Origin of the sequence: Rathayibacter sp. AY1D2 (genome assembly GCF_002932695.1) — a bacterium.
GTDB lineage: Bacteria > Actinomycetota > Actinomycetes > Actinomycetales > Microbacteriaceae > Rathayibacter.
In genome coordinates this window covers 1-20,230 of sequence record NZ_PSVX01000051.1, presented here as the reverse complement: position 1 = coordinate 20,230, position 20,230 = coordinate 1, and the positions used below count along the sequence as shown (strand labels likewise).

The following is a 20,230-nucleotide window of genomic DNA, read 5'->3' as shown; positions in this document are numbered from 1 at the left end:
GTGCTGGAGCGACTGTACGCACAGTCGAAGCGCTTGCGCAAGCGATCCTCGCGACGACTTCCCCGGGCGCCGGCCCGCTCCGCGAGCGGTTCCGCGGCTCGGGCGGGCGGCACCCGCGAGGGGCCGGAAGCGACGCGCCGGGCCTCTCGCTCGTTGCGCCTCCCGACCCTCACGGGATATGTTGGGCTCAACAACAATTCGGCGACGTCGCCGGAAAGGATTCGGATCCCATGTCCCTGACCCCCACCCGCGCCGACAAGTTCTCGTTCGGCCTCTGGACCATCGGCTACAACGGGACGGACCCGTTCGGCGGCCCGACCCGCGAGCCGCTCGACGTCGTCCACGCGGTCGAGAAGCTCGACGAGCTCGGCGCGTACGGCCTCACCTTCCACGACGACGACCTGTTCGCCTTCGGCTCCACCGACGCCGAGCGCCAGACCCAGATCGACCGCCTCAAGGGCGCGCTGGAGTCCACCGGCCTCATCGTGCCGATGGTCACCACCAACCTCTTCAGCGCCCCGGTCTTCAAGGACGGCGGCTTCACCTCGAACGACCGCGACGTCCGCCGCTTCGCGCTGCGCAAGGTCCTCCGCAACATCGACCTCGCCGCCGAGCTGGGCGCGAAGACCTTCGTCATGTGGGGCGGCCGCGAGGGCGCCGAGTACGACTCCGCCAAGGACATCCGCGCCGCGCTCGAGCGCTACCGCGAGGCCGTCAACCTGCTCGGCGACTACGTCACCGACAAGGGCTACGACATCCGCTTCGCCATCGAGCCCAAGCCGAACGAGCCCCGCGGCGACATCCTGCTGCCGACGCTCGGCCACGCGATCGCGTTCATCGACTCCCTCGAGCGCCCCGAGCTCGTCGGCGTGAACCCCGAGGTCGGCCACGAGCAGATGGCGGGCCTGAACTTCACCGCCGGCATCGCCCAGGCGCTGTACCACGGCAAGCTCTTCCACATCGACCTCAACGGCCAGCGCGGCATCAAGTACGACCAGGACCTGGTCTTCGGCCACGGCGACCTGCACAACGCGTTCTCGCTCGTCGACCTCCTCGAGAACGGCGGCCCCGGCGGCGTCCCGGCCTACGACGGCCCGCGCCACTTCGACTACAAGCCCTCGCGCACCGAGGACGAGACCGGAGTCTGGGACTCGGCCGCCGCGAACATGCGCACCTACCTGCTGCTCAAGGAGCGCGCCGCGGCCTTCCGCGCCGACCCCGAGGTGCAGGAGGCGCTGGCCGCCGCGAAGGTCGCCGAGCTCTCCACCCCGACGCTGAACGAGGGCGAGTCGTACGACGACCTGCTCGCGGACACCGCCTCGTACGAGTCGTTCGACGCCGACGCCTACCTCGGCGGCAAGGGCTTCGGCTTCGTGCGCCTGCAGCAGCTGGCCACCGAGCACCTGCTCGGCGCCCGCGGCTGACCCGCACCTCCTGAGCCCGCGGTCAGCCGCGGGACGACCTGAGACGGACGAGATCCCCTGCACCGGCACGGGATCTCGTCCGTTCTCCTGCATCCGGCCCGGTTCCGCACCGGACGCCCGAACCCGTACCCCCAACGAAAGAGGACAGCGATGACGCTCGTCGCAGGGATCGACTCGTCGACCCAGAGCTGCAAGGTGGTCGTCCGCGACCTCGACACCGGCGCCGTGGTGCGCACCGGCCGGGCGAGCCACCCGGACGGCACCGAGGTCGATCCGGCCGCGTGGTGGGAGGCGCTGCAGCTCGCCCTCGCCGACGCCGGCGGGCTCGACGACGTCGCCGCGATCTCGGTCGGCGGCCAGCAGCACGGCATGGTCGTCCTCGACGAGAGCGGCGCCGTCATCCGCCCCGCTCTGCTCTGGAACGACACCCGCAGCGCGCCCGCCGCCGCCGCGCTCATCGAGGAGCTCGGAGCCGGGGCCTGGGCGGAGCGGACCGGATCGGTGCCGGTCGCCTCCTTCACCGCCACCAAGCTCCGCTGGCTGCGCGACGCCGAGCCCGAGAACGCCGCCCGTGTCGCCGCCGTCGCGCTCCCCCACGACTGGCTGACCTGGCGCCTGCTCGGCTACGGCCCCGACTCCGCCCGTGGTCCGCAGCTCGACGCGCTCACGACCGACCGGTCCGACGCGTCCGGCACCTCGTACTGGGGAGCGGACGGCTACGACCTCGACCTGCTCGAGCGCGCCCTCGGCCACCGCCCGCTGCTCCCCCGCGTGCTCGGCCCCTCGGAGGAGGCGGGCCGCACCGAGAGCGGACTCGTCGTCGGCCCCGGCGCGGGCGACAACGCGGGCGCCGCGCTCGGCCTCGGCGCCGGCCCCGGCGACGTGGTCGTCAGCATCGGCACGAGCGGCACCGTCTTCGCAGTCACGGACGACCCGGTGCGCGACGCCTCCGGGACCGTTGCCGGCTTCGCCGATGCGAGCGGGCGCTTCCTGCCGCTGGTCGCGACGCTCAACGCGGCGCGCGTGCTGGCCTCGACCGCGACCCTGCTCGGCAGCGACTTCGACGAGTTCGCCGCACTGGCGCTCGAGGCGGAGCCGGGTGCCGACGGCCTCGTGCTGGTCCCCTACTTCGAGGGCGAGCGCACGCCGAACCTGCCGGACGCGACCGCGAGCCTGCACGGTATGACCATCGCCTCGACCACGCGCCCGAACCTCGCCCGCGCGGCGATCGAGGGCATGCTCTGCGGACTGGCCGACGGCCTCGACGCCGTTCGCGCGCAGGGAGTGGAGGCGCGGCGCATCCTCCTCATCGGCGGAGCCGCGCAGAACCGCGCCGTGCAGCTCGCTGCCTCGCAGGTGTTCGACGTGCCCGTGCAGGTGCCGACGCCCGGCGAGTACGTGGCCGACGGTGCCGCCGTGCAGGCCGCCTGGGCGCTGACCGGATCGCGTCCGACGTGGACCGTCACCTCGGTGGCCGAGCCCGCGCCGGACCACCGCCCTGTGATCCGCGAGCAGTACGCGGCCGCCCGCGCCTGAGAATCCGGCCCCGGCCCTCATCCAGGGCCGGGGCCGCGCCGCAAGCCCCAGTGGACGGGGAGCGGAATCGCGCTACTCTCATTACTCAGCCAGCTGACTAACGGAGGAGCGACATGACCGCCACACGAACCCCCGACCGCGCCGACCGGATCCGCCAGGTCGTCGTCGCCGTGAGCGCGGTGCTCGCCCTCATCGGCTCGTTCATCGGCTCGGGCGCCGCGGGCGGCACGCAGATCCAGAACGCGGCCGGCGGCGCCCTGACCGCGTCCTCGACCCCCATCGCTCCCGACGGCCCCGCCTTCGCGATCTGGAGCGTCATCTACACCGGCCTCATCGCCTACGCGATCTGGCAGTTCCTGCCCTCGCAGACCGCCCGCACCCGCCACCGCCGGCTGGGCTACTGGGCCGCCGCCAGCCTCCTCCTGAACGCCGCGTGGATCCTGGTCGTCCAGGCCGGCTTCCTGACGCTCAGCGTCGTCGTGATCGCCCTGCTGCTCGCCGTGCTCGCGCGCATCTTCGTGATCCTGCGGACCACCCGGTCGGCCGGAGTGGTCGACGCGATCGTGACGGACGGCACCTTCGGGCTCTACCTCGGCTGGGTGTGCGTGGCCACGGCCGCGAACGTCACCGCCGGGCTCGTCGGCGCGGGAGTCGGCAGCGCGGACGGTCCGGGCGCCGCGGTCTGGGCGGTCGTCGTCCTCGCCGTCGCCGCGCTCGTCGGACTCCTGATCGCGGTCACCGGCCGCGGCCGCATCGCCCCGATGCTCTCGCTCGTCTGGGGACTCTCCTGGGTCGCCGTCGGCCGCTTCGCCGGCGAGCTCGTCTCGGTCCCCGCCGGGATCGCCGCGCTGGTCGCCGCCGCCGTGGTGCTGGTGGTCACCCTCCTCGTCCGCGCCACCGCGGGACGCCGGGTCAGCGCCGCCTGACCCCTGCGCGACGAAGGCCGAGAGGCCGGGACAGCCCTGGTCCGGGGCCGCCCGGCCTCTCGGCCTTCGTCGTGGTGGCGGATCAGGTGATCAGCGTGTCGACGTACTCCCGGTTCTCGTCCATCCACGCGGCGAGGGCTGCGGAGCGGTCGTCGGCCCCGTCGTTGAACAGCGCGTTCTCGAGCGAGTAGAGCGTCTTCGAGTCCATCCGGAAGTCGCGGATCCAGCGGCTCATCGTCGGGTAGTCCGCGTCGAACGCGGCCGAGCCGAAGGAGTGGATGCCCTCCGCCTGCCCGAGCAGGCCCTTCGGGTCCTCGAGGTCCTTGACCGGGAAGGCGTCGTAGGCCCAGTGCGGGCGCCAGAGCGTGACGGCGATGTTCTCGCCCGCGGCGGTCGCGCTCGAGAGCTCCTGGAGCATGGCCGGCGTCGACGAGGTGAGGTAGTCCATCCCCTCCAGGCCGTAGCCGGGGATGACGTCCTCGGTCGTCGTCTTGTTGAGACCGGAGCCGGGCTCGATGCCGATCAGGCGGTTGCCGACGACGCCCGGGTCGGCGGCGAGCTCCTCGAGGGAGTCGATCGGGGCGTCCTCGTTGACCGCGATGGTCAGCTTCGCCTCGTCGTTCCATGCGCCCAGGTCGACGATCGAGTCGCCGTACTGCTCGACGTACCGGGCGTGGGTGAGCGGCAGCCAGGTGTCGAGGGCGAGGTCGTAGTCGCCGGTCGAGAGGCCCTGGAAGCCGGGGGCGACGTCGGCGTTCTGCAGGGTCACGTCGTAGCCCTGCTCCTCGAGCACCGCCTCCCACAGAGCGGAGACCGCGATCCCCTCGTCCCAGCCCTGGAACACGGCGACGGTCACGTCGGTGCGGTCGCCGTTGTCGACGGAGGCGGCGGTGGCGGGAGCGGCGAGGGTCGCGGCCCCGAGGGACGCGACCAGGCCGATCGAGACGACGCCGACGGCCGAGCGGGTCGCCACGACGGCGCGGCGGTTCTTCGCCCGGGCGACCCTCGCCGGCGAGGGCGAGCCCAGCGCGCCGGTCATCCGGTCGAGGACGACCGCGAGGATCACGACGGAGATGCCCGCCTCGAAGCCGAGCGCGACATCGATCCGGTTGAGGCTCGCGACGACGTCGCCGCCCAGCCCTCCGGCGCCGACCATGCCCGCGATGACGACCATCGAGAGCGAGAGCATGATGACCTGGTTGAGGCCCGCCAGGATCGAGGGCAGCGCCAGCGGCAGCTGGATCTGGCGGAGGATCCGCCACTTCGAGGAGCCGAACGACTCCCCCGCCTCGACGAGCTCCGGGTCGACGCCGCGGATGCCCAGCTCGGTGAGCCGGACGCCCGGCGCCATCGCGAACACGATGGTCGCGACGATGCCCGGCACCACTCCGACCCGGAACAGGATCAGCGCGGGGATCAGGTAGACGAAGGCCGGCATCGTCTGCATCAGGTCGAGCACGGGCCGGATGACAGCGGAGGCCGTGCGGTTGCGCGCGGCGAGCACGCCCAGCGGCACGCTCAGCGCGATGGCGATCACGGAGGCGACGAGCACCAGCGCGAGGGAGTCCATCGCGTTCTCCCACTGGTCGACCCCCACGATCAGCAGGAGCCCCACGGCGGTGCCGGCCGCGAAGACCCAGCCGCGGACGGCGTAGGCCAGTACGGCGAGGAAGGCGACGATCACCCAGAAGGGCGGTGTCGCGAGGACGAGGTCGACGCCGGAGTAGAGGGCGCCGAAGACGGTGCGCAGCAGGTCGAAGACCGGCTGGAAGGTCTGCGTGAGGACGTCGACGGCACCCTCGGCGAGGGCGCCGAGCGGGAGGCGGAAGCCGAGATCGGTCATCGTGCACCTCCGTCCGCCGCGAGGACGGCGTCCTCGACGGGGCCTCCGGTCGCGTGCAGGGTCGCGGTGACGACCTCGGTCGAGACGGTGGCGGGCGGCTCGATCACCGGGTGCTCGCCGGTGCGGGCGGGCACGTTGCCGAGCGCCGCGAGCAGGGTCACCCGCGGGATCGCTCCGAGCAGACGCCCGTCGGCGTCGACCACAGCGACCGGCAGCGCCGACTCGACGGCGGGCTCGATGACCTCGCTGAGGGCGGTGTCCGGACCGACGGTGACGACGTCGGAGGCGAGGACCGCCGAGAGGTCGCCGGTGCTCCGGCGCACCTGCTCGATCACGTCGCGGTCGCGGACCGTGCCCAGCAGGCGGCGTCCGCCGCCGACCACGAACGCGGCCGAAGTCTGCAGGTCGCGCATGCTCCGCAGCGCGGCGCGGGGTCCGGCCGCCAGGGTGACCACGGAGCGGGCGGGCTCCATCACGGCGGAGGCGGTGAGCACGCGGGCGCGGTCGACGTCCTGCACGAACTGGGCGACGTAGTCGTTCGCCGGGTCGGTGAGGATCTCCTCCGGGGTGCCGATCTGGACGATGCGGCCGTCGCGCATCACCGCGATGCGGTCGCCGAGGAACATGGCCTCGTTGAGGTCGTGCGTGATGAAGACGATGGTCTTGCCGAGCTCGTGCTGCAGCTCGATCAGCTGCTCCTGCATCTCGCGGCGGATCAGCGGGTCGAGTGCCGAGAACGCCTCGTCCATCAGCACGATGTCGGTGTCGGCGGCGAGCGCCCGGGCGAGGCCGACGCGCTGGCGCATGCCGCCGGAGAGCTCGTCGGGCATCTTCTCGTGCCAGCCGGCGAGACCGGCGCGCTCGACCGCGAGCAGGGCCCGCTCGCGGCGCTCGGCCGCGGGGACGCCCTGGATCTCGAGCGGGTACGCGACGTTGTCGAGCACGGTGCGGTGCGGGAGGAGCGCGAAGTGCTGGAACACCATCGACACCGACGAGCGGCGCACGCGGCGCAGCTCCGCCTCGGAGACGCCGGTGATGGTGGAGCCCTCGATCAGGACCTCGCCCGCGGAGGGCTCCTGGAGCCCGTTCAGCATGCGGATCAGGGTGGACTTCCCGGAGCCGGAGAGGCCCATCACGACGAAGATCTCGCCGCGGCGCACGGTGAAGGATGCGTCGATCACCGCGGCCGTGCCGAGTCCGGCGAGCTCGCCGCGGTCGGCGCCCTCGCCCAGTCGGCGGACGACCTCGTCGGGCTTCCGGCCGAACACCTTGAAGAGGTGGCGGGCCTCGAGAGCGGGGGTCGCGGGATCGGTGCCCGCCTCGCTCCGGGGCTCGCTGATGATCTGCTGGTTCTGGTGCACGTACACTCCGTCGGCGCGCAGGGACGACGCCCTGCGCTCATCTCGTGGTGCCGGGTCGGGAGCGTGGGACAGCCGTGCGTCGAGCCTCCGCGTGCGTCCCGCCGCTCAGCGCGGCAGGGGGTGGAGGCGAGAGCGTCCGAGGCGGCCTCGGGGCCGCCTCCACTCCCGTTGACCGTACGATCGCGGCGCGTCCTGGGGGACGCCGTGCGAGCGCGGACCGGTTCATCGGGGCCCGTGAGGACCGCCGACCACGGTAGCCGCGGAGCCGCCGAGGGGCAAACGTCGGACAATTGCGGGTGCGGGTCCAGGGGTGGTGATGAACCGATCGGCGCGAGCGAATGTGCTGGTCGGAGCTGGTTTCCGGAGTGTTGCGCGATCGTTACCGTGATGGCGCGGCCGGCGGCGCTCGTTCCGGCCGGACTCCATCCGCCGCTGCTCGACCGGCGAGGAGGCTTGCAGCTCAGACGGTGGTCTCGCCCGCCGGGCCCGAGGGGGCCGCCGCGCCGACTCCGCTGACGGGCTCGCCCTGCCAGGACACGAGCGTCCACGCGTCGCCCGAGCCCTCGAGGACGACGACGCCGGTGTTGTCGAGCAGGTGGTCGGCGATGAAGCGCGCATCGAGGTCGAGGGAGCGCAGACCCGCCCAGCAGCGGATAGCCGCGCCGTGACTGACCAGCGCGACGACCTCGTGCCCGAGCGCCTCCGCCTCCGCCACCACCGCGTCGTAGCGCGCCGCGAACTCGTCGCCCGTCTCGCCGCCCGCCAGCCGGATCGACGTCTCGCCGCCGGCCCAGCGGAAGACCGTGCCCATGTACTCCTCGACCGCCGCGACGTCGCCGCGCATCTCGAGCCCCGCGGCAGCGACCTCGCGGATGCCGTCGCGCTCGATCGGCTCGAGCCCGAGGGCCGCGGCGAGAGGGGCGGCCGTCTCGTGGGTGCGGACCATCGTCGAGACGAGCAGCGCGCCGATCCCCTCGCCGGCGAGCCGACCGGGCAGCGCAGCGGCCTGGGTGCGGCCGAGGTCGGTGAGCCCGGGTCCGGGGATGCGGGTGTCGAGGAGCCCGGCGACGTTGGAGGGGGTCTGGCCGTGGCGGATCAGGAGGAGGCGCATCCGCCCACGCTAACCGCGGAGGCTGGGCTTCCGGGGGGCGCGGTCGCGCCCGGTCCCGCCGTTGTGCGGCGAGTGCGGCGCTGTCACGATGTGCGGGGACGCTCCCGGACCGGGAGCCGCAGACGGACGGGACGGGCGGACATGGCCTCCGAAGACGGTTTCTCGAAGGACGAGCGCGCGGCGATGAAGCAGCGCGCGGCCGAGCTGCGGGCGGAGGCGAAGCGGCAGAAGAGCGCCGACAAGGCCGACGCCGACCGCATGGACGCGGAGGCCGCGATCGCCGCGATGACCGACGAGGAGCGGCCGATCGCCCAGATGCTCCACGAGGTCGTCGGCGAGACCGCCCCCGATCTCCTCCCGAAGACCTGGTACGGCTTCCCCGCCTACGCGCGCTCCGACGGCAAGGCGATCGTCTTCTTCCAGCCCGGCGCGAAGTTCGGCACGCGCTACTCGACCCTCGGCTTCCAGGACGGCGCCCAGCTCGACGACGGCACGATCTGGCCGACCGCCTACGCGCTCGTCTCCGCCGACGCCGAGACGCGCGTCGCCGTCACCGAGCTGGTCCGCCGCGCGGCCGGGGCCTGACCCCGTGGCGCACGTCTACGACGAGATCGACGAGAGCCTCTCCTCCTGGATTCACGAGCAGCCGATGTGGTTCGTCGCCACCGCGCCCCTCGCCGCCGACGGGCACGTCAACATGTCGCCGCGCGGCCACGACTCGTTCTCGATCCTGGGCCCGCGGCGCGTCGGCTGGGTCGACTACACGGGCAGCGGAGTCGAGACGATCGCGCACCTGCGTGAGAACGGGCGCGTGTGCCTGATGTTCGCGTCGTTCGGACCGCGTCCGCGCATCGTCCGCCTGCACGGCACCGGCTCCGTGCACCTGCCCGGTTCGGAGGCGTTCGCCGAGGTCGCGGAGCAGCACCCCGACCACCCGAGCACCCGCGCGGTCGTCACCGTCGAGCTCACCCGCATCAGTGACGCGTGCGGCTGGGGCGTGCCGGTGATGGAGCCGGTCGGCGAGCGCGACCTGCTCCTCCTCCAGGCCGAGAAGAAGGGCCCCGACGGCATGGCCGAGTACCGAGCCACGCGCAACGCGGTCAGCATCGACGGGCTGCCGGGCTACCCGCTGGACTGAGCGGGCGGGAAGCGGCCGCAGCGCTGCGCGCACGAGCACGCCGACCGGCTCGAGCAGGGTCTCAGTGACGACGGCGAGCGGGTTCGACCCGGTGGGGCGGGAGTCGACGGAGATCCGAGTCCTCGTCATTCGTCAAGTCCTCGACCGCTGACCGCCGCTCAGCACGACCAGACGTGCATCACGGTCCGTCCCCCGTTCGGGAACCCCGGGTCGATCGACGTGTTCGTCGTCGGTGCGGGTCTGAAGCGGGCGCTCCTCGCGGGGACGATGACCGGCGGCCTCGTCGACGGGTACACCGCCGCCGTCTCAGGGAGATCCCACAGCGCGACGGGACCGGTTGGCGGAAGAACCCACGAGGACGCTTCGCACACGTCCCCAGGGGACGTACTCCTGGGACCAGTAGTCGGCCCGGATCTTCAGGAGGGGCCCCTCGACGGTGGAAGCCACCGAGATGGAGCGAGGGTCCCGGAGGGTTCCCGCGATGCGTGTCTGCGGGGTCCTTTCGAGCTCGCTCGACAACTGCTCGGGAGTGATTCGCGTCGGGAGGGACGACCGCGAGCAGCCGCCGGCATCCACCGGAGGCGCATTCGACGGTCCCGCTGACGAGCTCGCTCCCCTGTGGACGGTCGATGGCCGAGGCCGCCGACCGCGCTGGTGAGGCTCATCCACGGGTCGGGACGAGAGCGAGCTCCGGGGAGCTCCGGCCGATCCCAGGAGGGGCGGACGCGGAGCGCGACTGACGCCTGCTCGATCGACGGTCGGATCGGACGGCGTCCCTACCATCGGCCCCGCAGAGATCCCCTGGACGATCCGCCCGCCGCTACCCCCGCTCGTCGACGGCCCGGATCGAGAACAGCTCCTGCGGGGTGCAGTCGAGTGCGTCGCAGATGAGCGTCAGCGTCGTGAAGCGGATCGCGCGGGCGCGGTTGTTCTTGAGGATGGAGAGGTTCGCCATCGTGATGCCGGTGCGGGCCGAGAGGGCGGTGAGGGTCACGCCGCGCTCGGCCAGCACTGCTCCGAGGTGGCAGTCGATCCGGTGCCTCTCGTCGTCGGCGGGCTCAGACAACGCCGTCGACGTCCCGTTCGAGCTTCGCGCCGGCGCGGAACGCCGCTGTCAGGGCGAGGGCCACCACTCCGGCGAGCAGGACGGGGACGGGCCACTGCGGCAGGTTCGTCCCGATGGCCTGGTAGTCGCCGCCGAGGAAGGCGTCGCGCTGCTCGTCGGTCACCCGGCCGGCGGCGAAGAGCAGGCCGATGCCGGAGCTGAGGTACAGGCCGGCCGCGGTGTCGGCGAGGCCCTGCGCCACTCCTCCGATCAGCAGTGCGAGGCTCAGACGGCGCCAGTTCGCGAGGACGAAGGGGTCGAACGGGCGTCCGGCCGCGATGCCGCGGAGGACCCGCAGGAGGAAGACCGTGGCGGGGACGATCGTGACCGCCTGGAGGAGGCTCGGCAGCGCACCGAGCAGGCGGAGGGAGAGGGCGGCGTCGGCGAGCGTGGGCGCGGTGCCCTCGCGCGGCTCGGCCTGCAGCAGCTGCGGGAGGCTCCGGAGAGGGAGGCGGCCGTCCGCTCCCCCGGAGACCAGCAGGGTGCGCCCGGTGGTGACGGTCCAGGTCTGCAGGAGCGCAGTGAGCACGGAGAAGACCGCGACGATGAGCAGGACCGCTCTCGCCACCCGGAACACGCGCGGACGCTCCCGGACCGGTGCGCTGGGGATGACACTCGTCATGGCGTGCTCCTTATCGATCGTCGATGTTATCGAGTATCGATACTATGCACGCCGGTCCGCCGATGTCGACCCGCGGCGCCCCGCCGACCACCGAGACGGCGGGAGGGGTGGTTGCCCGGGGCGAGGAGCCCGATCTAGCGTGGAGGGATGTCGGATGCGAGGGAGCGCGCCGCCCGGTACCGAGCCGGCGCCGCGGGCGAGGAGGAGTCGGAGCAGCCCGCCCTGCCCGAGGATCCGCTCGAGCGGGCCGCGTTCGTCGAGACGGCGATCCAGCTCGCGATCCGCCGCGGCGACTTCGACGACCTGCCGGGATCGGGGAAGCCGCTAGCGGACCTGGGCGCGGCCCACGACCCGGACTGGTGGATCCGCCGCAAGATCGAGCGCGAGAACCTCACCGGGATCGGCCCGGCCGCCTTCCTCCTCCGCGCCGAGGACCGCGCGCTCGACGAGCGCCTCGACCGCCTGCACCGCGAGGAGGAGGTGCGCGCCGAGCTCGCCGACTTCAACACGCGGGTGATCGAGGCACGCCGCCAGCTGCTGGGCGGGCCGCCCGTCGTCACCCCGCTCCGGGACGTCGACGAGGAGGTCGCCGCCTGGTCGCAGCGGCGCGCCGATCGCGCCGCCGCGGCCGAGGCCCGGGCGGCCGCCGAGCCGGAGCGGTCCCGCCGCTGGTGGTCGCGGCGGCGCTGACGTCCCCGGAAACCGGACAGACCTGCCCCTCCCACTGGGGTCCCGCCCCGGGAAACCGGGCCGGAGCGCGCCTCCGAATCATGCGTACACATCAAGTCGACCGGAGTCCGCATGCTCACCGCCACCACCCCCGCACGCCTCCCGAGGGCCCGCACCTCGACCCTCGCCGCGCCGCCGCTCGCACTGCTCGAGCCCGACTCGGACCGGATGCTCGTCATCCGCGCCGCGGAGGGCGACGACCGCGCGTTCGCCACCATCGTCCGCCGCTACACCGCGCTGCTCCGCGCGACGGCCGCCCGCACCCTCCGCAGCAGCGCCGACGTCGACGACGTGGTGCAGGAGACGTTCCTCGCGGCGTGGACCCACGTGGACAGCGTGATCGACGGCGAGACCATCGCCGGCTGGCTCGTCACGACCGCCCGCCGCCGCAGCGTCGACCGACTCCGCTCCAGCGTCTCGCGGCTGCGAGCCGAGCTGGACGACGAGTTCCCCGCCTCCGCCGCCGACGACCCGGAGCACGCCGCGCACTGCGGATCGCTCGCCGCCGACGCCAACCGGGTGCTCGCCGCGATGCCCCCGGCCCAGCGCCGCTGCTGGGAGCTGCGCCAGCTGGAGCAGTGCAGCTACGACGCGATCGCGCACGAGCTGGGCCTCTCGACCTCGACCGTCCGCGGGCTGCTCGCCCGCGCCCGCGCGACCCTCCGCACGGAGCTCGTCCACTGGCGCTGATCCGCGCTGCGGATCTCGGCGCAGGAGACCGGGCGGGGGCCTTCAGCGCAGGAGAACCGGCCCCGCGCCGATCCGTACCCGGAACAGCGAGTACGGGTACGTCCGCAGATCCGTGCCGCCCTGGTAGTCGGCCTGGCGGTGCAGCTGGTTCGCGGTGACGTACAGGTGCTCGTCCGTCGCGATCGACATGGTGTCGGGCCAGAGCAGCCGCTCGTCGTGCACGATCGTCTCCATCGTGCCGTCGGTGCGACGGCGGACGATCGCGTTGTTCTCATAGCTCGTGGCGTAGAAGCGGCCCAGCGCATCCGTCTCGAGGCCGTCCGCTCCCCCGCCCTTGTCGCCCTCGTCGACGACGGTCGCCGCGACGTCCTCGTCCGGCACCGACCGGTCGACCAGGGCCGACGTCGCCACGCTGAACCAGCGGCGGGAGGCGAGCGGGCAGTACCAGAGGCGCTCGCCGTCTGCCGAGATCGCGATGCCGTCGGCGCCCATCGTCACCGGCTGCGGGTCGCCGTCGGCCGGGCGCTTCATCAGCACGCGGCCCTCGGCCATCGGCACGAGCTCCGGAGGAGTGAGCGCCTTCGTGCTCGGGTGGTCGTGCAGGCGACGCCAGGCGGTCCCCGCCTCGAGGTCGACGACGATGATCCCGTTCGGGCCGGAGTCGGCCGAGTCGGTGATGTAGGCGATGCCGCGCCGCAGATCGAAGCGCACGTCGTTGAGGTAGGTGGTCGGCAGGGCGACGTCCGGCTCGAGGAGGATCACCTGCTCGACGGTGTCGGTCGCCAGGTCGACGCGGACGAGCTTGGGGCCGCCCTTCTTCGTCGGCTCGAACATCGGGCTGCCGGTGTCGAGGATCCAGAGCCGGTCGGCCGGATCGACGACGATGCTCTGCACCGAGACGAGGGCGCCGGCGTCGTCGATCCCCGCCGGCGTGTTCCAGGCCTCGTCCGGGTAGGGCACCGCCGCTCCGTCGACCAGCTCCACGACCGTGGCCGGGACCTCGTCTCCCCACTTCGGGAAGTTCACGAAGATCCGCCCGGTGTGCGAGACGCTGACGCCGGTGGGCATCGGCCCGCTGGTGAAAGCGTGCACGAGCTCCAGCTCGCCGAGCGGCTCGTCGACCGGGCGCGTGCCGCGGGTCTCGTCGGTCGGTCCCCAGAATCCCATGGTGCTCTCGCTGTCCTCCCGCAGGCGCGGGCTCGTGGCGGTCTCGGTGCCGGTCGGGTGAGGAGTCGGTGCCCGCCGCGACCGGTGCTCCTCATCCTGCGCGCCGGCGCCGGTCGGCGGGGAGGAGGTGGCGGAGGAGGCGGCGAGCGCTTAGCATCCGGCCGCCGCCGGCGACCCGGGAGCCGCGACCGAGGAGGCGGAGGAGAACCGGCCCGCGTCCGACTTCGGCACGGCCTTCGCGAAGGGGCTCAGCATCGAAACGGGGCAGTGCCCGGTGGAGCGGGTCGCCTCGGCGGCCGCTCCCGCCGCCCGCAGCGCACCGCCCCCCGCCGTCGCGCTCACCCGCTGGTCGGCGGATCGACGGACCACTGATCCGCCGGCCGTCCGCTTCCGGACATGACCGCTAGAGGGCGTTGCCACTGCGGCCGCTCACCTGCCACGGTCGCAGAGCGACCGACGACGGTCCACCGATCAGAAGGACCGAGGCCCGCCATGGACGACTCCTCTTCGACCGAGACCAGCACGAGCGAGATGACGCCCGAGGTGCTGGCCGCGTTCAGCGACGCCTGGACCCGCCACGACCTCGAAGCGCTGATGAGCCACATGACCGACGACTGCGTCTACGGCGCGTCCGTCGGCCCCGAGCCCGGCCGCACCTGGACGGGCAAGGAGCAGGTCCGCGAGGGATTCGCGCTCATGCTCGCCTTCGACACCGGACAGGAGCGGCACGAGGAGGGGGCTCCCCTCATCGCCGGGACGCGCGGCGCGGCCACCTGGTCCTTCACCGGGACCGGCCCCGACGGCCGACCCCAGGTCACGCGGGGCTGCGACATCTACGAGTTCCGCGGCGGGAGGATCGCCCGCAAGGACGCGTTCCGGAAGGTCTACCGGGCGGACGAGGAGTAGTCCGCGTCGGCCTCCCTCGCGCAGCGGAGCCGGAGCGGCGTCCTCGTACCGGGTGGCCCCGCGCCTCCCCGATCGCGCAGACTGGCTCGATGGCAGCGGCGTCGGCACCGGTCGGATGGGGACGTCTGCCCGCCGTCTCGTGGCTGATGGTGCGCGCCTTCACGCGCCACCGCGTCCTCGCCGTCCTGGCCTTCCCGACGGCGCTGCTCTCGCTCGCGCCCTCCGTGATCCGCCGCGCCGCCCATGAGACGGCCGACCGGAACGGGCTGGTCGTCTTCGGGCGCTACCGGCCGGTCGCCGACGCCCTGGTGAGCATCGCCGTCACCGTCCCGGTCGTCCTGCTGGCCGTGGTGGCGGCCGTGTGGGTCGCGCTCTCGGGGCTGCTCGGCGCGGTCCTGGTCCTCGCGGCGCTCCTCGGCGGAGCCGTGGGGGCGGGGCCCTGCTGGTCGGGACCCCCCTCACCGAGGCCGTCGGCGCGGAGACGCCTCCCGGGCGGCGGTGGACGGTGATGGCGTTCTCGCAGCGCCCCGGGACCCGCCTGTCGGCGGTGCTCGCGACGAGGGAGCTGCTGGCCACGGTCCCCGCGGGAGGCGTCGTCGTGGCCGTCGCCGGCGACGAGCGGCTGGCGGACAGCTACTCGCGCCTCGGCTTCTCCCGGGGACGGGGCCTGCGGATCTCCCAGCAGGTCTGAGGGGCACCTCATCGCCGGACGGAGGCCACCGGCGGCTCGATACGGTGGGGATCGTGCAGTGCGGCTGAGGCCTTCCCGATCCCCGTCGCTCCGGCCCGCTCCCTCCGGCCCGCACCCTCCGGCCCGCTCGGGCGCGATCGAAAGGCTCCCCGTGTCCGCACTCCTCCCCCTGCAGGGCAGGACCGCTCTCGTCACCGGTGTCTCGCGGCGGCGCGGCATCGGATTCGCCGTCGCCGCGAAGCTCGCCTCCCTCGGCGCGCACCTCGCCGTCCACCACCACCGCCCTCACGATCTCGACCTCCCCTGGGGAGGCGACGACCTCGATGCGGTCCGGTCCGAGCTCCGCGCGCACCTCACGGAGGGCGCGCGGTTCGTCGACGTCGCCGCGGACCTGGCCGATCCCTCCACGATCCCCGGTCTGATCGCCACCGCAGCCGACCTCACCGGGAGCCTGGACGTCCTCGTCTGCAACCACGCGAAGAGCGGCGATGACGGCAGCATCCTCGACATGACGCCCGAGCGGCTCACCGCGTTCTGGGACGTCAACACCCGCTCCACCCTCCTGCTCACCGCGGAGTTCGCGCGGCTCCGGGCACCGCGCACCGACGGACCCCGCCGGCCCGGCGACCGGGTCGTCGGAGCCGGGCCCTACGCCCGGGCGCAGGGACACGTGTTCTGGATGACGTCCGGCCAGATCCACGGCGCGATGCGCGGAGAGGTCGCCTACGCCGCGAGCAAGGCCGCACTCGCCGGCGTCACCGCCACGGTCGCCGCCGAGCTCCTGGAGCTCGGGATCGTGCTCAACACGATCGATCCCGGTCCGGTGAACACGGGATACCTGGACCCGGAGACCACCGACCGGTCGCTCGAGGACCTCGAGGAGTACGTCGCGACCACGCCCTTCGGCCGGGTCGGCGCGCCGGCGGACCCCGCGGAGCTGATCGCATGGCTGGCCACGTCGGCGGGCAGCTGGGTCGTCGGGCAGGTGCTCACGACCGACGGCGGGTTCAGCCTGTGACCGGAGCGGCGGGGAGCCGTCCGGCGCCGACGACCGGCGCGGCCGGGCCCGGGGATGATGGGCGCATGGGAACTCGTGGGGCCGGAGTGCTGTGGGTGGTGAGCGCGCTCGCCTACGTCGGAGCGGAGGCGGTCGCCGCGTCCGCGTTCCCGGGCTACAGCTACGCACGGAACTACATCAGCGATCTCGGCGTGCCCGAGGTGGGCGTGTTCCAGGGGCGCGCGATCGACTCGCCGCTGCACGCGGTGATGAACGCCGGATTCCTCCTGCAGGGGGCGCTCTACCTCGCCGCCGCCGTCACGACCGTGCGGGCGGCGCGGGGCGGATCGCGGGGGCTGTTCCTCTCCCTCGCCGTGGTCTACGCCGTGGGCATCGCCGTGGTGGGCCTCATGCACGGGAGCAGCGCCAGTGCGCAGAACGGGATCGGCGGCCTGCACGTGGTCGGCGCCGCGATGGCGATCGTCGGCGGCAACGCGGCCTCGATCGTCGCCGGTGCCGCGGCCCGGCGCGGCCGCGCCCCGTGGGCGCTCGGGACGGTCGGGATCGTGCTCGGCGCGGTCGGCCTGCTCGCGCTGCTGATGCTGCAGGTCGACACCCGCGTGCCCGGCGTCGATCTGCTGCCCGACGGCGTCTGGGAGCGCGCCTCCGTCTACGCCGTCACGGCCTGGCAGCTCGCGACCGGCCTGCGGCTGCTCCGGCGCCCGGACGCGCCGCGGCGCCCGCTGCCTCCTCAGACCGCGGGCAGCGGCGCGCAGGTGCGCAGCGCCGTGCACCGGCTCTTCCAGCTCGGGATCCGGATCCCGGAGGCCCTCTCGGTCGTCGTGTTCGACGACAACCCTTGGAGCGAGCTGGTCACCCCGCCGCTCAGCGTCGTCCGCCAGCCGATCGACATGCTCGCCCGTCACCGCGTCGAGCTCGTCCTCGCCCGCATGCAGGGCCGCCTCCCCGAGGCCCCGCAGCACATCGAGGTGCAGGCCGACCTCGTCATCCGCTCCAGCTGCGCCGCACCCCCGCGGCGCTGATCCCCCTCCCCCCTCCGAAAGGCACGCCATGTCCGATCCCGTCGTCGTCACCGCGATCTTCACTCCCGCCGAGGGGCAGCGCGACGCGCTCGTCGCCGCCCTCTCCACCGCCATCGCGGAGGTGCACGAGGAGGAGGGCTGCGAGCTCTACGCGATCCACGACTCGCCCGACGGCACCATCGTCATGCTGGAGAAGTGGACGAGCGGCGACCTGCTCGACGCGCACGGCGCCGGCGAGCCGGTCGTCCGCCTCAACGCGGCGATCCGCGGACTCGTCGCCCAGCCTCCCGTCGTGACGCGGCTCGTCCCGATCCCGGCCGGCACCTCGCAGCAGGGCGAGCTCTAGCACCCGGGGGCGGGGCCGCTCCGGATCCGGATCGCGCGCCGCCCGCCGGAAACGCGCGCGAAACAGCGGAGGCCTACGGTCGGGAGCGACCCCGCCGCCCCGGCCGCTCCCTGGAGGATCCGCATGCCCCGCCCCGCCTTCCCCGCCCCGCCCAGCGCCGAGCTGCACATCCACCTCGAGGGCACGATCGAGCCCGAGCACATCGTCGAGATGGCGCGCCGCAACGGAGTCGCCCTGCCCACCGAGGACCTCGACGCCCTCCGCGCCCGGTACTCCTTCACCGACCTCGCGTCGTTCCTGGAGCTGCACTACTCGAACCTCACCGTGCTGAAGACGGAGCGGGACTTCTTCGAGCTCGCGACCGGCTACCTCGACCGGGCGCAGAAGGCGAACGTCCGCCGCGCCGAGATCTTCTTCGACCCGCAGACGCACCTCGGCAACGGCGTCGCGCTCGACACCGTGATGAGCGGGATCACCCGTGCGCTCGGTCGGAGCGAGGAGACCCACGGGATCTCGACGGACCTGATCATGTGCTTCCTCCGCGACCTGGGCGCCGACGCGGCCGACGAGATGCTGACGGCGATCCTCCCCTGGCGCGAGCACATCATCGGCGTCGGGCTCGACTCGAACGAGGTGGGCTTCGGCCCGGAGCTGTTCGTCGACGTCTACGCGCGCGCCGCTGCGGAGGGACTGCGCCTGGTCGCGCACGCCGGCGAGGAGGGCGGGCCCGAGACGGTCGCGGCCACCGTCGAGCTGCTGAAGGTCGAGCGGATCGACCACGGGATCCGCGCGATGGAGGACCCGGAGGTCGTCGCGATGCTCCGCGAGCGCCGCATCCCGGTGACGGTGTGCCCGCTGTCGAACGTGGCCCTGCGCGCTGTGGACACGATGGCAGACCACCCGCTGCCCGCGATGCTCCGCGAGGGACTCGTCGTGACGGTCTCGAGCGACGATCCGCCCTACTTCGGCGGCTACGTGGATGAGAACTACCGCGCCCTGGTCGAGGAGCTGCGGATGGACGACGCGCAGCTCGAGCAGCTGGCGCTCAACTCCTTCGACGCGGCGTTCATCACGGAGGAGGACCGCGAGCGCTGGCAGGCGGAGGTGCGCGAGCACTTCGCGCGGTGAGCGCATCACTGCCCGGAGAACGATCGTTCCCACCCCGTCTCCGGGCACTGCGCTCTCGTTCCGCGGGCGCACGCCTCCGCGCCCGCCCTACGCTGGCCGGATGACCCGATCCGACGGCACGCGATGAGCTGGGTGCTCCTCGCCGGCGCGATCCTCACCGAGGTGACGGCGTCGCTCGCCCTCCAGGCCGCGATCGGGTCGCCGGGCTGGTACGCGCTCGTGGTGGCGGGCTACCTGGCGGCGTTCGTCCTCCTCAGCCGGGTGCTCAAGGCCGGCATGCCGATCGGAGTCGCGTACGGCGTGTGGGGCGCGTGCGGCGTCGCGCTGACGGCGGTCCTCGCGGCCGTGCTCTTCGGTCAGCCGCTGACGGGCGTGATGACGATCGGGCTGGTGCTGATCATCGCGGGCGTGCTGATGGTCGAGATCGGCTCGCAGCGAGCGCGGGCCGCGCGCCGGGCGGCGCACTGATGGCCTGGCTGCTGCTCTCGGGCGCGATCCTCACCGAGGTCGCCGCGACGATGAGCCTCAAGCCCGCGACGGACGGCCGGAAGCGCTGGTACGTCGTGGTCGGAGTCGGCTACGTCGTCGCGTTCACGCTGCTGGCCGGAGCGCTCGCGCAGGGCATGCCGATCGGGGTGGCCTACGGGATCTGGGCGGCGGTCGGAGTCGCGCTGACCGCGGTGCTCGGCCGCTGGCTGTTCCAGGACCCGCTGACCTGGACGATGCTCGGCGGGATCGGCCTGATCATCGCCGGCGTGCTGCTGGTGGAGCTCGGGCGCTGACCGGCCGAGTGCCGTCGCGGCGGGGCGCCCCCCGATCAGCCGCCGTCGCGGCGGGGCGCGTCCCGCTGAGCGGCCGCCGCGGCGGGAGCGCGCCTCCTCAGCCGTCGTCGCGGCGGAAGCGCTTCGGAGTCACCGGTTGTCGCGGCGGTATCGCGCCTCGCGGCCGGCGATGTGGAGGCCGAGCCCGGTGACCGCGACCGCGAAGGCGACCAGCACGCCGATGAACGCGATCTCGTCGCCCGCTCCGACCGCCACGGCCGCGACGGCGAGCCCGATCAGCGCGAGGGCGATCACCACGGCGCCGACGATCTCGAGAGGGCTCCAGGCGGTCATGACTCCAGCGTGCGCGCGGAGCGGCGCGCGGGCAAGGGGCGGCAGGCGAACAGGACACGACGTCCCTCCGACCGCGGAGGTCCGCGCGGGTCCCAGCGCACGACCCGTCCGCCCGGACATCGGCCGACCGGGTGCTGCGGATCGCGGAGCTCGTCCGAGGCGTTCCGCGGTGCGAGCCCGCTCCGTCCGTCCCCGCCGGAACGCCCCCGCCCGTTCGCCCCGCCGCCGCGCCCGCCTCTAGGCTCGACGGCGTGACCGTGGCGGTCGGAGCGGGCGACGAGATCGCGTTCATCGGCGTGCTGGTCGCCTTCGCGGTCGCGGTCACCGGGCTCGGCCTCCACATCGCCGGCCG

The 20,230-nt window shown here is 73.3% G+C and carries 23 protein-coding genes; 16 read left to right on the top strand and 7 right to left on the bottom strand.

The genetic code is table 11. From position 1 onward, the window contains the following. Positions 1–230: 230 nt before the first annotated feature. The 3 genes from xylA (at position 231) to C5D04_RS13365 (ending at position 3,886) form a co-directional block, all read left to right on the top strand. Positions 231–1,424, top strand: a complete 1,194-nt coding sequence (xylA, locus tag C5D04_RS13375; protein WP_104224876.1) for a xylose isomerase — start codon at positions 231–233, stop codon at positions 1,422–1,424. Positions 1,425–1,574: 150 nt separating this feature from the next. Beyond that, entirely contained in the window at positions 1,575–2,960 is a 1,386-nt protein-coding gene (xylB, locus tag C5D04_RS13370; RefSeq protein WP_104227358.1) for a xylulokinase, read from the top strand. 113 nt (positions 2,961–3,073) lie between these two features. Further along, on the top strand, positions 3,074–3,886 hold the full coding sequence (locus C5D04_RS13365) for a tryptophan-rich sensory protein (RefSeq protein WP_104224878.1): 813 nt from the start codon (positions 3,074–3,076) through the stop codon (positions 3,884–3,886). Positions 3,887–3,968: 82 nt separating this feature from the next. Here the strand turns inward: C5D04_RS13365 and C5D04_RS18825 are convergent, their stop codons facing one another. From C5D04_RS18825 to C5D04_RS13350, 3 genes are all read right to left on the bottom strand, one after another. After that, complete coding sequence (locus C5D04_RS18825) at positions 3,969–5,729, bottom strand: ABC transporter permease/substrate binding protein (RefSeq protein WP_104248115.1); 1,761 nt, start codon at positions 5,727–5,729, stop codon at positions 3,969–3,971. After that, positions 5,726–7,090: a glycine betaine/L-proline ABC transporter ATP-binding protein gene (locus C5D04_RS13355; RefSeq protein ID WP_374954390.1), complete on the bottom strand. Its 1,365-nt coding sequence runs from the start codon at positions 7,088–7,090 to the stop codon at positions 5,726–5,728. The genes C5D04_RS18825 and C5D04_RS13355 overlap by 4 nt, the downstream gene beginning before the upstream one ends. A 460-nt stretch (positions 7,091–7,550) precedes the next feature. Further along, positions 7,551–8,201 (bottom strand): histidine phosphatase family protein, encoded by a 651-nt coding sequence (locus tag C5D04_RS13350; RefSeq protein ID WP_104336165.1) that lies wholly within the window; start codon positions 8,199–8,201, stop codon positions 7,551–7,553. 141 nt (positions 8,202–8,342) lie between these two features. On the opposite strand from C5D04_RS13350, the gene C5D04_RS13345 reads away from it, so the two are divergent. Both C5D04_RS13345 and C5D04_RS13340 read left to right on the top strand, forming a co-directional pair. Then, the gene (locus C5D04_RS13345) at positions 8,343–8,786 is read left to right on the top strand and encodes a hypothetical protein (RefSeq protein ID WP_104347825.1); all 444 of its coding nucleotides are present in this window, start codon (positions 8,343–8,345) and stop codon (positions 8,784–8,786) included. Between the two features lie 4 nt (positions 8,787–8,790). After that, positions 8,791–9,339 carry a pyridoxamine 5'-phosphate oxidase family protein gene (locus tag C5D04_RS13340; protein ID WP_104283915.1) on the top strand — a complete coding sequence of 183 codons (549 nt, stop codon included), beginning with the start codon at positions 8,791–8,793 and terminating at the stop codon, positions 9,337–9,339. Positions 9,340–10,159: 820 nt separating this feature from the next. On the opposite strand, the gene C5D04_RS13335 is transcribed toward C5D04_RS13340, so the two are convergent. Continuing rightward, a complete protein-coding gene (locus tag C5D04_RS13335; protein WP_104224883.1) occupies positions 10,160–10,405 on the bottom strand; it encodes a helix-turn-helix transcriptional regulator in 246 nt (81 codons plus the stop codon). Beyond that, on the bottom strand, positions 10,398–11,066 hold the full coding sequence (locus C5D04_RS13330; protein ID WP_104347824.1) for a hypothetical protein: 669 nt from the start codon (positions 11,064–11,066) through the stop codon (positions 10,398–10,400). Before C5D04_RS13330 ends, C5D04_RS13335 begins: the two co-directional genes overlap by 8 nt. A gap of 147 nt (positions 11,067–11,213) precedes the next feature. Here C5D04_RS13330 and C5D04_RS13325 point away from each other — a divergent pair, with 147 nt between their 5' ends. Both C5D04_RS13325 and C5D04_RS13320 read left to right on the top strand, forming a co-directional pair. Beyond that, positions 11,214–11,756, top strand: a complete 543-nt coding sequence (locus tag C5D04_RS13325; RefSeq protein ID WP_104347823.1) for a DUF1992 domain-containing protein — start codon at positions 11,214–11,216, stop codon at positions 11,754–11,756. A 111-nt stretch (positions 11,757–11,867) separates the two neighbouring features. After that, positions 11,868–12,485: an RNA polymerase sigma factor gene (locus C5D04_RS13320; RefSeq protein WP_104347822.1), complete on the top strand. Its 618-nt coding sequence runs from the start codon at positions 11,868–11,870 to the stop codon at positions 12,483–12,485. 42 nt (positions 12,486–12,527) lie between these two features. On the opposite strand, the gene C5D04_RS13315 is transcribed toward C5D04_RS13320, so the two are convergent. Then, complete coding sequence (locus C5D04_RS13315) at positions 12,528–13,652, bottom strand: L-dopachrome tautomerase-related protein (RefSeq protein WP_104347821.1); 1,125 nt, start codon at positions 13,650–13,652, stop codon at positions 12,528–12,530. 492 nt (positions 13,653–14,144) lie between these two features. On the opposite strand from C5D04_RS13315, the gene C5D04_RS13305 reads away from it, so the two are divergent. From C5D04_RS13305 to C5D04_RS13265, 9 genes are all read left to right on the top strand, one after another. After that, the gene (locus C5D04_RS13305) at positions 14,145–14,558 is read left to right on the top strand and encodes a nuclear transport factor 2 family protein (RefSeq protein ID WP_208543359.1); all 414 of its coding nucleotides are present in this window, start codon (positions 14,145–14,147) and stop codon (positions 14,556–14,558) included. Between the two features lie 89 nt (positions 14,559–14,647). After that, the gene (locus tag C5D04_RS13300) at positions 14,648–15,067 is read left to right on the top strand and encodes a hypothetical protein (RefSeq protein ID WP_146076636.1); all 420 of its coding nucleotides are present in this window, start codon (positions 14,648–14,650) and stop codon (positions 15,065–15,067) included. Then, positions 15,067–15,249: a hypothetical protein gene (locus tag C5D04_RS13295; protein WP_104347818.1), complete on the top strand. Its 183-nt coding sequence runs from the start codon at positions 15,067–15,069 to the stop codon at positions 15,247–15,249. The genes C5D04_RS13300 and C5D04_RS13295 overlap by 1 nt, the downstream gene beginning before the upstream one ends. Positions 15,250–15,400: 151 nt before the next feature. Continuing rightward, entirely contained in the window at positions 15,401–16,267 is an 867-nt protein-coding gene (locus C5D04_RS13290) for an SDR family oxidoreductase (RefSeq protein WP_258068915.1), read from the top strand. A gap of 65 nt (positions 16,268–16,332) precedes the next feature. Beyond that, complete coding sequence (locus C5D04_RS13285) at positions 16,333–17,289, top strand: DUF998 domain-containing protein (RefSeq protein ID WP_258068914.1); 957 nt, start codon at positions 16,333–16,335, stop codon at positions 17,287–17,289. 28 nt (positions 17,290–17,317) lie between these two features. After that, positions 17,318–17,635 (top strand): putative quinol monooxygenase, encoded by a 318-nt coding sequence (locus C5D04_RS13280; protein WP_104347817.1) that lies wholly within the window; start codon positions 17,318–17,320, stop codon positions 17,633–17,635. Between the two features lie 123 nt (positions 17,636–17,758). After that, positions 17,759–18,763, top strand: coding sequence for an adenosine deaminase (locus C5D04_RS13275; protein ID WP_104347816.1), 1,005 nt, complete (start codon positions 17,759–17,761; stop codon positions 18,761–18,763). Between the two features lie 123 nt (positions 18,764–18,886). After that, on the top strand, positions 18,887–19,231 hold the full coding sequence (locus tag C5D04_RS13270) for a multidrug efflux SMR transporter (protein ID WP_104347815.1): 345 nt from the start codon (positions 18,887–18,889) through the stop codon (positions 19,229–19,231). Beyond that, complete coding sequence (locus C5D04_RS13265) at positions 19,231–19,545, top strand: multidrug efflux SMR transporter (RefSeq protein WP_104227487.1); 315 nt, start codon at positions 19,231–19,233, stop codon at positions 19,543–19,545. Before C5D04_RS13270 ends, C5D04_RS13265 begins: the two co-directional genes overlap by 1 nt. 129 nt (positions 19,546–19,674) lie before the next feature. Here C5D04_RS13265 and C5D04_RS13260 read toward each other — a convergent pair whose 3' ends face one another. Further along, positions 19,675–19,878: a hypothetical protein gene (locus tag C5D04_RS13260; RefSeq protein ID WP_104256386.1), complete on the bottom strand. Its 204-nt coding sequence runs from the start codon at positions 19,876–19,878 to the stop codon at positions 19,675–19,677. Positions 19,879–20,230 lie beyond the last annotated feature (352 nt).